Origin of the sequence: Citrobacter sp. BIDMC107, from assembly GCF_001037575.1 — a bacterium.
Classification (GTDB): domain Bacteria; phylum Pseudomonadota; class Gammaproteobacteria; order Enterobacterales; family Enterobacteriaceae; genus Citrobacter; species Citrobacter freundii.
Window position 1 is genome coordinate 186,519 of the sequence record NZ_KQ089849.1, and the last position, 13,053, is coordinate 199,571.

14 protein-coding genes are annotated in these 13,053 nt (G+C 52.5%); 8 read left to right on the plus strand and 6 right to left on the minus strand.

Translation table 11 applies throughout. The features are described 5' to 3' along the window. Positions 1-56: 56 nt before the first annotated feature. From prs to lolB, 3 genes are all read right to left on the minus strand, one after another. Positions 57-1,004, minus strand: coding sequence for a ribose-phosphate diphosphokinase (prs, locus tag SK39_RS21780; RefSeq protein ID WP_001518537.1), 948 nt, complete (start codon positions 1,002-1,004; stop codon positions 57-59). Positions 1,005-1,270: 266 nt separating this feature from the next. Beyond that, positions 1,271-2,122: a 4-(cytidine 5'-diphospho)-2-C-methyl-D-erythritol kinase gene (gene ispE / locus SK39_RS21785; protein ID WP_016150356.1), complete on the minus strand. Its 852-nt coding sequence runs from the start codon at positions 2,120-2,122 to the stop codon at positions 1,271-1,273. Beyond that, complete coding sequence (gene lolB / locus SK39_RS21790; RefSeq protein ID WP_016150355.1) at positions 2,119-2,742, minus strand: lipoprotein insertase outer membrane protein LolB; 624 nt, start codon at positions 2,740-2,742, stop codon at positions 2,119-2,121. The genes ispE and lolB overlap by 4 nt, the downstream gene beginning before the upstream one ends. Before the next feature lie 211 nt (positions 2,743-2,953). Here lolB and hemA point away from each other — a divergent pair, with 211 nt between their 5' ends. Genes hemA through kdsA form a run of 6 tightly spaced genes read left to right on the plus strand, consistent with a single transcriptional unit; the run spans position 2,954 to position 8,258 of the window. After that, the gene (gene hemA, locus SK39_RS21795; protein ID WP_003020789.1) at positions 2,954-4,210 is read left to right on the plus strand and encodes a glutamyl-tRNA reductase; all 1,257 of its coding nucleotides are present in this window, start codon (positions 2,954-2,956) and stop codon (positions 4,208-4,210) included. A 41-nt stretch (positions 4,211-4,251) separates the two neighbouring features. Further along, the gene (gene prfA / locus SK39_RS21800) at positions 4,252-5,334 is read left to right on the plus strand and encodes a peptide chain release factor 1 (protein ID WP_003020786.1); all 1,083 of its coding nucleotides are present in this window, start codon (positions 4,252-4,254) and stop codon (positions 5,332-5,334) included. Further along, positions 5,334-6,167, plus strand: coding sequence for a peptide chain release factor N(5)-glutamine methyltransferase (gene prmC, locus SK39_RS21805; protein WP_048217492.1), 834 nt, complete (start codon positions 5,334-5,336; stop codon positions 6,165-6,167). Before prfA ends, prmC begins: the two co-directional genes overlap by 1 nt. Continuing rightward, positions 6,164-6,556 (plus strand): invasion regulator SirB2, encoded by a 393-nt coding sequence (gene sirB2, locus SK39_RS21810; RefSeq protein ID WP_003020779.1) that lies wholly within the window; start codon positions 6,164-6,166, stop codon positions 6,554-6,556. The genes prmC and sirB2 overlap by 4 nt, the downstream gene beginning before the upstream one ends. Positions 6,557-6,558: 2 nt before the next feature. Beyond that, a complete protein-coding gene (sirB1, locus tag SK39_RS21815; protein WP_003020775.1) occupies positions 6,559-7,368 on the plus strand; it encodes an invasion regulator SirB1 in 810 nt (269 codons plus the stop codon). A 35-nt stretch (positions 7,369-7,403) separates the two neighbouring features. Continuing rightward, positions 7,404-8,258 carry a 3-deoxy-8-phosphooctulonate synthase gene (kdsA, locus tag SK39_RS21820; RefSeq protein ID WP_003020772.1) on the plus strand — a complete coding sequence of 285 codons (855 nt, stop codon included), beginning with the start codon at positions 7,404-7,406 and terminating at the stop codon, positions 8,256-8,258. A 98-nt stretch (positions 8,259-8,356) separates the two neighbouring features. Here kdsA and chaA read toward each other — a convergent pair whose 3' ends face one another. After that, complete coding sequence (chaA, locus tag SK39_RS21825) at positions 8,357-9,457, minus strand: sodium-potassium/proton antiporter ChaA (protein ID WP_003020769.1); 1,101 nt, start codon at positions 9,455-9,457, stop codon at positions 8,357-8,359. Between the two features lie 403 nt (positions 9,458-9,860). Between chaA and SK39_RS21830 the strand changes: the two genes are divergently transcribed. Beyond that, positions 9,861-10,556: a gamma-glutamylcyclotransferase gene (locus SK39_RS21830; protein ID WP_003020766.1), complete on the plus strand. Its 696-nt coding sequence runs from the start codon at positions 9,861-9,863 to the stop codon at positions 10,554-10,556. Positions 10,557-10,610: 54 nt separating this feature from the next. Here SK39_RS21830 and SK39_RS21835 read toward each other — a convergent pair whose 3' ends face one another. Both SK39_RS21835 and SK39_RS21840 read right to left on the minus strand, forming a co-directional pair. Beyond that, the gene (locus SK39_RS21835; RefSeq protein WP_003020763.1) at positions 10,611-10,856 is read right to left on the minus strand and encodes a DUF1883 domain-containing protein; all 246 of its coding nucleotides are present in this window, start codon (positions 10,854-10,856) and stop codon (positions 10,611-10,613) included. 262 nt (positions 10,857-11,118) lie between these two features. Then, the gene (locus tag SK39_RS21840; RefSeq protein WP_003020761.1) at positions 11,119-11,472 is read right to left on the minus strand and encodes a DsrE/DsrF/TusD sulfur relay family protein; all 354 of its coding nucleotides are present in this window, start codon (positions 11,470-11,472) and stop codon (positions 11,119-11,121) included. 175 nt (positions 11,473-11,647) lie between these two features. Between SK39_RS21840 and SK39_RS21845 the strand changes: the two genes are divergently transcribed. After that, a complete protein-coding gene (locus SK39_RS21845) occupies positions 11,648-13,033 on the plus strand; it encodes a YchO/YchP family invasin (protein WP_044700186.1) in 1,386 nt (461 codons plus the stop codon). The last annotated feature ends 20 nt before the right edge of the window (positions 13,034-13,053 follow it).

A 13,053-nucleotide genomic window follows, 5' to 3' on the forward strand; every position in this document is an offset into this window, starting at 1 on the left:
AAATAAATATTACAGATAAAAAAACCCGCCGCAGCGGGTTTTTGAGCCGGGCTCGATTAATGCTCGAACATAGCAGAGATGGATTCTTCGTTGCTGATACGACGAATCGCTTCGGCCAGCATACCCGACAGGGTCAATGTACGCACGTTTGGCAGTGCTTTGATTTCGTCAGTCAGTGGAATGGTGTCACAGACAACGACTTCATCAATAACAGAGTTGCGCAGGTTGTTTGCCGCATTACCTGAGAAGATCGGGTGGGTTGCGTAAGCAAATACGCGTTTTGCACCACGTTCTTTCAGTGCTTCTGCTGCTTTGCACAGCGTACCGCCGGTATCGATCATGTCATCAACCAGCACGCAGTCACGACCTGCAACGTCACCAATAATGTGCATCACCTGAGAAACGTTCGCACGCGGGCGACGTTTGTCGATGATAGCCATATCGGTATCGTTCAGCAGTTTAGCGATAGCGCGGGCACGCACGACGCCACCGATATCTGGAGAAACCACAATCGGGTTGTCCAGGTTCAGCTGCAGCATGTCTTCTAACAGGATCGGGCTACCGAATACGTTATCAACCGGTACATCGAAGAAGCCCTGGATCTGTTCAGCATGCAGGTCAACGGTGAGGACGCGGTCAACGCCAACGCTGGACAGGAAATCAGCGACGACTTTAGCGGTAATCGGTACACGAGCGGAACGTACGCGACGATCCTGACGTGCATAGCCGAAGTAAGGAATAACGGCGGTGATACGGCCTGCGGAAGCACGGCGCAGCGCATCAACCATAACGACCAATTCCATCAGGTTGTCGTTAGTAGGGGCACAAGTGGACTGGATGATGAAAATATCACCACCGCGTACATTTTCATTAATTTGTACGCTGACTTCGCCGTCGCTAAAGCGACCTACAGCGGCGTCGCCGAGTGAAGTGTACAGGCGGTTGGCAATACGTTGTGCTAGTTCCGGGGTGGCGTTACCAGCAAAAAGCTTCATATCAGGCACGAGAAGAACCTCAGGCATGCGTCCATTGGTGGAAAGAATCTGCCGAAAACTGTGCGGGCCAGGCAGTATCCTCTCCATGCGGTGTATTAAAGAGCGCGATGCAACGTCTGGAACAGGGTGACGTTGTCACCGCAACTCAGCTTGCCCGGTTTACTCGTTATCCTTCGTGTTTCATGTTCGCTGGCATTAATTCCTCACATCAGTCACATACTTTTGTATGCTCCTGGCGGTTCGTCATTTCGCCATCTTCCTGAAACCAGAAGGATTTAGAGTAACGCTCTGTGCAATGGGGAGAGGTTGACGCCTTTCGCCACAAAGCCTTTGAGCCATTCCGGGGCTTGCTCAAGCACCTGGCGAGCACGAGACTCAGTGTCAAATTCAGCAAAGACACAAGCCCCTGTACCAGTCAGGCGCGACGGCGCGTATTCTAACAGCCAGGAAAGCGCCGCATCAACCTCGCGAAAACGTTTTCTTGCGATAACCTCGCAATCATTGCCGAATTCACATTTTAGTAACGTTTTTATTGACCTTTTTGGCGTGTTGCGCGGGAGGTCGGGATCGTTAAAAATCACCGGTGTCGGAATGCTGACTCCCGGGTGAGCAACCAGATACCACTTTTCTTCAGGCTCGACCGGCGTCAGAATTTCTCCAACACCTTCGGCAAAGGCCGCATGGCCGTGCACGAACACGGGAACATCCGCCCCTAGGGTTAAACCGAGTGCCGCCAGTTCATCAATCGAAAGTCCACACTGCCAGAGATGGTTAAGCGCCACCAGAACGGTTGCCGCATTTGATGAACCACCGCCGAGGCCGCCGCCCATCGGCAGGCGTTTGTCGATACTGATGTCCGCACCGCTCCCTTTGGGAAGGCGATTGTTTTCAGATGCTACCTTCATCAGCAAACGTGCCGCACGGACGATCAGGTTGTCTTCGTGCGCAACGCCTTCCACCGGGGTTAACAGGCGGATTTCGCCGTCGCCACGCAGCGCAATATCTATCGTGTCGCCATAATCAAGAAACTGAAATAGCGTTTGCAGCGAATGGTAACCGTCCGTACGTTGTCCGGTGATGTATAAAAACAGATTCAGTTTTGCCGGAGAGGGCCAATGAGTCATCATTTCACAATCCAGTTATCCATTTTTAGCTTAATACGCTGGGAGCCGTCCGACAGCTCCATGTTTGCCGGCATCGCTGGCTGCGTTTTGCTGTCGTAGCCGCTATAGGCCACTTTCCAGTTTTTACCGTCTTTGCTGTAGTTCACTTCACTTAGACGATATTGATCATCGAGTTTGTAATCGGTGGCATCTCCCGGCAGACCGAGGATCCACTGGCGCAGGCTATTCAATGGGATAGGCATGCCGGTCAGTTTGCCGATCATCTCTTCAGCGTCGTCGGCAGCGTAGTGCTTGCCTTTGTTATCGACAAGTTCAACGTTGCCCGGCTGCGCGTTGAGTTCCAGTTCCGTGCTGCCCAGCGGGTTGGTCAGCAGCAGACGATAGCGATCCTGACCGGTTTGCTGCCAGAAAAAGCGGGCATACACTTTCTGTTGATCGGAGATATAAGCGAACGCACCGCGCGTCTGATATTGGTTCAGGGCGCGTACTTCCTGCTGGTGCTGGCGCCACTGCGGGGAATCGGGGCTTTTGCCGGGACCTTTCGGCGCGTTGAGGGTACAGGCACTAAGAACCAGGGCCGCAAGGGGCAGCAGGCGAATCAGGCGAAAATCAGGCAGGGTCATAATGATGACAAATCCTTGAGATACGTTGCAGTTATAACTCTCAATGCTAGCGCCACCATCTGACATCGTCTACGTTCAAGTTATCTTAAATCGCTTAAATTTGTGCACTAAGCTATTACTCCAAAAGGGGTCAGTCTCTTTTATTGACCGCACGCATCCTGTATGATGCACCCAGTCTAACCTTATCAACGCTGGTACTATTCCCGCACACATGACCCTTTTAGCGCTTGGTATTAACCATAAAACGGCACCTGTATCGCTGCGAGAACGCGTAACGTTTTCGCCGGATACGCTCGATCAGGCGCTGGACAGCCTGCAAGCGCTGCCAATGGTGCAGGGCGGGGTAGTGCTGTCGACGTGTAACCGCACAGAGATTTACCTCAGCGTGGAAGAGCAGGATAACCTGCGAGAAGCGCTGATTCGCTGGCTGTGCGAATACCATAACCTCAATGAAGAAGACCTACGTAATAGCCTGTACTGGCACCAGGACAACGACGCCGTCAGTCATTTGATGCGCGTTGCCAGTGGTCTGGATTCACTGGTGCTCGGTGAACCGCAAATTTTGGGGCAGGTGAAAAAAGCATTTGCGGATTCGCAAAAAGGCCACCAGAACGCCAGTGCGCTGGAGCGCATGTTCCAGAAATCATTCTCTGTTGCTAAACGTGTACGTACAGAAACTGACATCGGTGCCAGCGCCGTGTCGGTGGCGTTTGCCGCCTGTACTCTGGCGCGGCAGATATTTGAATCGCTCTCAACGGTAACCGTGCTGTTAGTCGGTGCGGGCGAAACCATCGAACTGGTAGCGCGACACTTGCGCGAGCATAAAGTGAAGAAGATGATCATCGCCAACCGTACGCGCGAGCGTGCGCAGGTGCTGGCGGATGAAGTCGGCGCCGAGGTGATTTCACTGAGTGATATCGACGCGCGTTTGCAGGATGCCGATATCATTATCAGTTCTACTGCCAGTCCGCTGCCGATTATCGGTAAAGGAATGGTGGAACGCGCGCTTAAAAACCGTCGCAATCAGCCTATGCTACTGGTGGATATCGCCGTACCGCGCGATGTCGAGCCGGAAGTGGGTAAATTGTCTAACGCCTATCTGTACAGTGTTGATGACCTGCAAAGCATCATTTCGCATAACCTGGCCCAGCGCAAAGCGGCGGCGGTGGAAGCCGAAACGATTGTGGAGCAGGAAGCCAGCGAGTTTATGGCCTGGCTACGCGCCCAGGGCGCAAGCGACACTATCCGCGAGTATCGCAGTCAGTCAGAACAGATCCGTGATGAACTGACCGCTAAAGCGTTGGCCGCTCTTCAGCAGGGCGGTGATGCGCAAGCCATTATGCAGGATTTGGCCTGGAAACTGACCAACCGCCTGATCCATGCACCAACCAAATCACTTCAACAGGCCGCCCGTGACGGGGATAGTGAACGCCTGAATATTCTGCGCGACAGCCTCGGGCTGGAGTAGCAGCACACCAATCTTATTTTTTACAGGGTGCATTTACGCCTATGAAGCCTTCTATCGTTGCCAAACTGGAAGCCCTGCATGAACGCCATGAAGAAGTTCAGGCGCTGCTCGGTGATGCGGGTACTATCGCAGACCAGGATCGCTTTCGTGCGCTGTCGCGCGAATATGCGCAATTAAGCGATGTCTCTCGCTGTTTTACGGACTGGCAACAGGTTCAGGAAGATATCGAGACGGCTCAGATGATGCTCGACGATCCTGAAATGCGTGAAATGGCGCAGGATGAACTGCGCGAAGCAAAAGAGAAATGCGAGCAGCTGGAACAGCATCTGCAGGTCCTGCTGTTACCTAAAGACCCCGATGACGAACGTAACGCTTTCCTCGAAGTGCGTGCGGGAACCGGTGGTGATGAAGCGGCGCTGTTTGCCGGCGATCTGTTCCGCATGTACAGCCGTTACGCTGAATCGCGTCGCTGGCGGGTAGAGATCATGAGCGCCAGCGAAGGCGAACATGGCGGGTTTAAAGAAGTCATTGCCAAGATTAGCGGCGAAGGCGTTTACGGGCGACTGAAGTTTGAGTCCGGCGGCCATCGCGTGCAGCGCGTACCTGCGACGGAATCGCAGGGGCGTATTCATACTTCTGCCTGTACGGTCGCTGTCATGCCGGAACTGCCGGATGCCGAACTGCCGGATATCAACCCGGCCGATCTGCGTATTGATACCTTCCGTTCATCAGGCGCGGGCGGTCAGCACGTTAACACCACCGACTCCGCAATCCGTATTACCCACTTACCGACCGGTATCGTGGTGGAATGCCAGGACGAACGTTCACAGCATAAAAACAAAGCCAAAGCGATGTCGGTGCTGGGGGCGCGAATTCGTGCCGCCGAAGTGGCAAGACGTCAACAGGCGGAAGCCTCTGAACGTCGTAACCTGTTGGGCAGCGGCGATCGCAGCGATCGTAACCGCACCTATAACTTCCCGCAGGGTCGTGTGACCGATCACCGCATTAACCTGACACTCTACCGTCTGGATGAAGCGATGGAAGGCAAACTGGATATGCTGATTGAGCCAATTGTCCAGGAATACCAGGCCGACCAACTGGCGGCGTTGTCCGAGCAGGATTAATGGATTATCAGCACTGGCTGCGTGAAGCGATAAGCCAATTACAGGCAAGCGAAAGCCCGCGACGTGACGCCGAGATTTTACTCGAGTTTGTCACCGGTAAGGGGCGCACCTTTATTCTGGCGTTCGGCGAAACGGTGTTAACCGAGGCGCAGTGTCAACGGCTCGATACATTACTGGAACGCCGTCAGCGGGGTGAGCCGGTGGCACATCTGACCGGCGTGCGCGAGTTCTGGTCGCTGCCGCTGTTTGTCTCTCCGGCTACGCTTATTCCACGCCCGGATACTGAGTGTCTTGTTGAGCAGGCGCTGGCTCGTCTGCCTGCCTCTGCGTGTCGTATTCTCGATTTGGGAACCGGCACGGGCGCCATCGCGCTGGCGCTGGCAACTGAGCGTCCGGATTGCGCGGTGACCGCGGTTGACCGCATGCCCGATGCCGTGGCGCTGGCAACTCGCAACAAACAGCATCTGGCCATCGACAATGTTTGCGTGCTGCAAAGCGACTGGTTCAGCGCTTTGCAGGGGCAGCAGTTTGACATGATTGTCAGCAATCCGCCGTATATCGACGAACAGGACCCGCACCTGGCGCTTGGCGATGTACGTTTTGAGCCGCTATCGGCACTGGTGGCGGGTGAGCAGGGTATGGCGGATATCGTGCATATCATTGACCAGTCTCGACAAATGCTAACGCCCGGCGGCTATCTGTTGCTGGAGCACGGCTGGCAGCAGGGACAGGCAGTCCGCGACGCCTATACTCATGCTGGTTACCAGGCGGTTGAAACCTGCCGCGACTATGGCGGCAACGAGCGAATTACGCTTGGACGCATCCCATCATGAGTACCTTCAGCGTGTTACTCAACGTCCATCTCATCAGCATTGCGCTTTCTGTTGGTCTGTTAACGCTGCGTTTTTGGTGGCGTTACACCGACTCGCGCCTTGCCTGCGCGCGCTGGACGCGCATCGTGCCGCCGGTTGTCGATACCGTTTTATTACTCAGCGGCATAGCGTTAATGGTTAAAGCGCACATCCTGCCATTCACTGAGCACGGGACATGGCTGACTGAAAAGCTGTTTGGGGTTATCATTTACATCGTTTTGGGTTTTATTGCGCTCGATTATCGTCGGGCGCGCAGTCAGCAGGCGCGATTAGTCGCATTTCCGCTGGCGCTGGTGGTGCTGTACATCATCATTAAACTCGCCACCACAAAAATACCGTTACTGGGGTAAGCATGAGGTCGTTAGCTGATTTCGAATTTAATAAAGCGCCATTGTGTGATGGGATGATCCTGGCGTCGGAGTCTATCCGTCTGGATTTTCCAACACAAACTGTGTATGACGAACTGGAACGTCTGGTTAGTCTGGCGCAAGAAGAAATTAGCCAGCTCCTGTCTCAGGATGAGCAACTGGAAAAACTGCTGGCACTTTTTTACGGCGAATGGGGGTTTACGGATACCCACGGCGTCTATCGTCTTTCTGATGCATTATGGCTTGACCAGGTACTGAAAAATCGTCAGGGCAGCGCCGTATCTCTGGGCGCTATCTTGTTGTGGATTGCCAACCGACTGGAGCTACCGCTGGTGCCGGTGATTTTCCCGACACAACTCATCCTGCGTATTGAATCGCTCGATGGCGAAATGTGGCTAATCAATCCGTTCAATGGCGAAACGTTAAATGAGCACACGCTGGAAGTGTGGCTGAAGGGGAATATCAGCCCGGTCGCGGAGCTGTTTAACGAAGACCTGGATGAGGCGGATAATGCAGAAGTAATCCGCAAGCTGCTCGACACGCTGAAATCATCGCTGATGGAAGAGCGGCAAATGGAGCTGGCGCTGCGTGCCAGCGAAGCACTATTACAGTTTAATCCTGAAGATCCGTATGAAATACGCGATCGTGGATTAATCTACGCGCAGCTCGAGTGTGAACATGTTGCGCTGACCGATTTAAGTTATTTCGTTGAGCAGTGTCCGGAAGACCCGATCAGCGAAATGATTCGTGCGCAGATTAATACTATTTCGCACAAGCAAATTGTATTGCATTGATTAATGACACTTTACCTACCGTTTAAGGCGATCCTATGAAACAAAAAGTGGTTAGCATTGGCGACATCAACGTGGCAAATGACCTGCCGTTCGTGCTGTTTGGCGGAATGAACGTGCTGGAATCCCGCGATCTGGCGATGCGCATTTGTGAGCACTACGTAACCGTTACTCAAAAGCTGGGTATCCCTTACGTGTTCAAAGCCTCCTTTGATAAAGCCAACCGTTCTTCCATCCACTCTTACCGTGGACCGGGCCTTGAAGAAGGGATGAAAATCTTCCAGGAACTGAAGCAGACTTTTGGCGTAAAAGTGATCACCGACGTTCACGAAGCCAGCCAGGCGCAGCCTGTTGCTGACGTGGTGGATGTGATTCAGCTGCCGGCATTCCTCGCGCGTCAGACCGATCTGGTGGAAGCGATGGCGAAAACCGGTGCCGTTATCAACGTGAAGAAACCGCAGTTCGTAAGCCCTGGCCAGATGGGCAATATCGTGGATAAATTCCATGAAGGTGGTAACGATAAGGTTATTCTGTGCGACCGTGGCGCGAACTTTGGTTATGACAACCTGGTTGTAGACATGCTGGGCTTCAGCGTGATGAAGAAAGTCTCCGGCAACTCACCGGTGATTTTTGACGTTACCCATGCGCTGCAATGCCGTGATCCGTTTGGCGCAGCAAGCGGCGGTCGTCGTGCGCAGGTTACCGAACTGGCTCGCGCCGGTATGGCGGTAGGTCTGGCGGGTCTGTTTATTGAAGCGCATCCGGATCCAGCCAATGCGAAATGCGATGGCCCATCCGCGCTGCCGCTGGCAAAACTGGAACAGTTCCTGACGCAGATTAAAGCGATTGATGACCTGGTGAAAAGCTTCGACGAGCTGGATACTGAGAACTAATTCATTTTGTGTGCCTGATAGAGCTTGCGCTTATCAGGTATACGAAAGGAAATAAGAAGCCGGACCCGACAAGTTATGTCGGTGTCCGGCTTTTTTCATCAGGCAAATATCGTCATCAGATAGGCGATAAACAGCGCCAGATGTGCCGCACCGTTAAGCACATTGGTGCGTCCGGTGGAAAAAGAGATATGGCACAGTACCAGTGAAGAAACCATCACAATCATCTCTGGCGCGCCCAGCGCAAACACCAAATCATTCCCGGTTGCCCATGCGATCAGCGTCACCACTGGTACGGTTAGTGAAATAGTGGCTAATACTGAACCGAAGAACAAATTCATCGCCCGCTGTACCTGATTGCTCAGAACCGCTTTCAGCGCGCCCAGCCCTTCAGGAGAGAGGATGAGTAACGCAACCAGGAAACCGGTAAAGGCCACTGGGGCATTCAGTTCAGTCAGCAAGGTCTCCAGTGGGCTGGCGTTCATCTTGGTTACGGCAATAACGGCGATCAGATGAATGATAAGCCAGGCGGCGTGCCACATATTGCTGTGTGCTGATGGCTTGCCGTGATGCGGGTCGTCATCGTCGCCTTCATCTTCATGCTCGTAAATGAACAGGCTTTGGTGCGTTTTGGTTTGAATCAGTAAAAATACGCCGTACATCGCTGCAGAAATTAATGCTACCAGCAGCGCCTGGGCGGTAGTGAAATTCGCTCCCGGTAACGCCATTGGGAACACCAGTACAATAATGGCCAGTGGGAACAGGGCAATTAAATACTGTTTAATACCAAACAGATTCATATACTGAGTAGCAAATTTACGGCCACCCAATAGTAACGAAAAACCGACCAGACCGCCGGTGACGATCATAATGATTGAGTACAACGTGTCGCGCATGAGCGTAGGTGCAGCATCACCGGTCGCCATTAATGCGGAGATTAAGCTGACTTCGAGAATAACGACGGACAGGCTGAGGATCAGTGACCCGTAGGGTTCGCCAAGTCGATGTGCTAATACATCCGCATGACGGACAACGCTGAATGCGCTGCTTAATATACCAATAAGGGCCAGCGCATTAATACCGATGACCACTGGTAGTGACTGACTGCTCCCCCAGAAGAACAGGACTACCAGCGCCAAAATCGGGAAGACGAGAGAGGTCTCCTTGTGGCGGGTTTTTACCGCCTCATGTACTTGTGTCATTGAACTAATTCTCCATCTCTGCAGGTATTTATAATTATAAAAGTATTAAAGAATGTAAAAAATAACAGATCTTTCGGTATTTCCGATCTAGTTTTACGTAATTTTACGGCATGGACCAATTTTTGCATCCAAGCGGATAAAATTGCATATCTTGTTTATAGAGTATTTAAATAACAAAGCATTAGATTTTAACGTCAACAAAAATTGCTGATACTACTGATACAAATGATAGTGCAGAGCTTAGCAACGCGAGAGGATATAAAGTGCCGTTGACGCTTTGTTGCCTTGCAAGCTAGCGGCGAATTGCCTATTGTCCAGCTATTGGTTTCAAAATGAGCAGTAAAAAAGCCCGGAAGGCGTCAAAAAAGTTGTCGCAGGGAAGCAGCAGTGGCGGAGGTGTAAGGTGTTAACGCGTGATTTTTTATTGAATGCCGACTGTAAGACGGCATTTGGTGCTATTGAAGAATCACTACTCTGGTCAGCGGAACAACGGGCAGCCTCACTGGCGGCCACGCTTGCTTGCCGACCCGATGATGGACCGGTGTGGATCTTCGGTTATGGATCGTTGATGTGGAATCCGGCCTTAGAGTTTGATGAGTCCTGTACCGGGACGTTAGTTGGCTGGCACCGTGCTTTTTGCCTGCGCCTGACGGCGGGGCGAGGAACGGCGGGTCAGCCAGGACGCATGTTGGCCTTGAAAGAGGGCGGACGCACTACCGGTGTAGCCTACCGCTTACCTAACGCATCGCTCGAACAAGAGCTTTCTTTACTGTGGAAGCGTGAAATGATCACCGGATGCTATCTGCCCACCTGGTGCCAGTTGGCGCTGGATGATGGTCGGACGGTGAACGCGCTGGTCTTTATTATGGATCCTCGCCACCCGCTGTTTGAGTCAGACACGCGCGCGCAGGTGATTGCGCCGCTTATCGCTGCGGCGAGCGGACCTTTAGGCACCAACGCCCAGTATTTGTTCTCGCTGGAACAAGAGCTGGTCAAGTTGGGGATGCAGGATGACTGTCTTAACGATCTGGTGATCACGGTCAAACGATTGTTGGGAGAGAATCTGCCGGAAGGCGTTATGCGGCCAGGGTTTGCCTGAATCCAGCCGGGAACTGAATGCCCGAAAGCCAGGCGCTTTTCGGGCAATTAACGCTTAGGCTGCAATATAACTTATTGAATGCTCTAGCGACTGGCTGTGGCTGTCGATCAGCACATTCCAGATGCCGGTGTAGGGCACGGTCAACCATGCGTTATCACGATCCTGCACGCTTAAGATGTCGGACTGCGTGTCTTTGACGTGATTTTTCTCGCTCATCAGATGGATGTGACAGCGCTCGGAACAGCGCACAACCACCGTATCGCCACCAAATAACTTTAAACTTGCCTTCACTAATGCCATTTTTCACCCCGTTCTTGAAAACAACGTACTTTCTGTCGAAAGTGCTGCGTGATGTTGTTCACATTTCACTCATTGCATAACACCAAAGGGGGAGCAACGGGATGCTGATTTTGATCAAAAAATGGCATAACGATTAAACAAAAGTGACAAAATCCCTCAAAAGGATTGAAAGGGCGTGCTAACGTTCAACGAAACCGCGCCCATCTACGATTAAATCCGGAAATTATCGACACTTTCAGTGTGCTTGCCTGAAAGCGGTGTATCAGAAGGTCAGCACTTTATCTGCAGCCAGCGTCCATTGAGCCAGTTCAACCAGCGTGCCGACGGCTACTCCGTCAATTAACGGCAGCGTGGTGATTCCACGGCCATCGGTGCAGGTTTTGCACAGTTTGACCGGCACATTTTGCGCCGTCAGAATCTCCAGCATTTGCTGAATATTGTATCCTTCCGCGGGTTTTTGACCACGCAATCCCGCGGTTACCGCGTCCGACATTAAAAACAAACGCAGATCGAGATCCCCTTCCTGCTCGCGCAAGGCGATAGCCAGACGTAGGCTGTTAAATAACGATTCGCTTCCATAGGCTGCACCGTTCGCGACGATCACTATCTTTTGCATTTTTACTCCTTTTGCTGCATGTGAGCGTTAAAAACTGACACGTATGTTACACCTATTTCTAGATGCCAGGATAATGCCGAAAAAGGAAGGAAGGGCTGAAAATCAATACTGAAGACGTTATGGTTTAAGATAAGTATGCCGCTGTGGCTAATAGATATAAGAAACCACTAACGATTTGAGCCGTAATATTTATTTATCTCTCGCTGTATTTGCACTCTTGCCGTTGGCAGGCGGTACTGCCAGCGCGCAATCGTCATTTATTCACCAGGCGGAAAACCCTTTCGATAACAATAGTGATGGCTTGCCCGATCTTGGTATGGCGCCGGAGTCGCGGGCAGGCGAAAAGCACTTTGCCGAAATGGTCAAAGCGTTTGGGGAAGCCAGCATGACCGATAACGGGCTTGATACAGGTGAACAGGCGAAGCAGTTTGCGTTTGGCCAGGTGCGCGACAGGGTCAGCGAACAGGTGAATCAGCAACTGGAATCCTGGCTCTCTCCCTGGGGAAACGCCAGCGTCGGGTTGCAGGTGGATAACGAAGGCAGCTTTACCGGGAGTCGGGGAAGTTGGTTTATCCCGTGGCAGGACAATCAACGTTATCTCACATGGAGCCAGTTGGGGCTGACGCAACAGGACGGAGGCCTGGTCAGTAATGCGGGGATTGGGCAGCGCTGGGTTCGTGACGGTTGGTTACTGGGTTACAACACCTTTTATGACAACCTGCTGGATGAGAATCTGCCTCGGGGAGGCGTGGGGGCAGAGGCGTGGGGTGAATACCTCCGTTTATCTGCTAATTACTATCAACCGTTGTCCTCCTGGCAGGATCGTTTTGCAACTCAAGAACAACGGATGGCCCGGGGATACGACCTGACCGCGCAAATGCGCATGCCGTTCTATCAACATCTCAATACCAGCGTCAGCGTGGAGCAGTATTTTGGTGACCAGGTGGATCTGTTTCATTCCGGAACCGGGTACCACAATCCTGTGGCGGTGAATCTGGGATTGAGCTATACGCCGGTGCCGCTGATCACCGTGACAGCACAGCATAAGCAGGGTGAAAATGGCGTCAGTCAGAATAACCTCGGATTAACGCTAAATTATCGTTTTGGTGTGCCGCTAAAAAAACAGCTGATGGTAAGCGAGGTGGCAAACAGTCGATCGCTGCGCGGCAGTCGTTATGACGATCCACAACGTAACAATCTGCCGACGCTGGAGTATCGCCAGCGTAAAACACTGTCGGTATTTTTGGCCACGCCACCCTGGGATCTCAAGCCTGGTGAGACGGTGGCGTTGAAGGTGCAGGTGCGTAGTTTGCATGGGATCCGTCGTCTGGCATGGCAGGGTGATACTCAGGCGTTGAGCTTAACGGCGGGCAGCAATAGCCGAAGCGCTCAGGGTTGGACGATTATTATGCCGAAGTGGGACAACAGAGAAGGTGCGACAAACCGCTGGCGGTTGTCTGTGGTGGTAGAAGATGAGCAGGGCCAGCGTGTCTCTTCCAATGAGATCACGCTATCACTGACCGAACCGTTTATTACCGTTTCGGAAAATGATCCTCGTTAACAATGACGCATGAGCGCGTT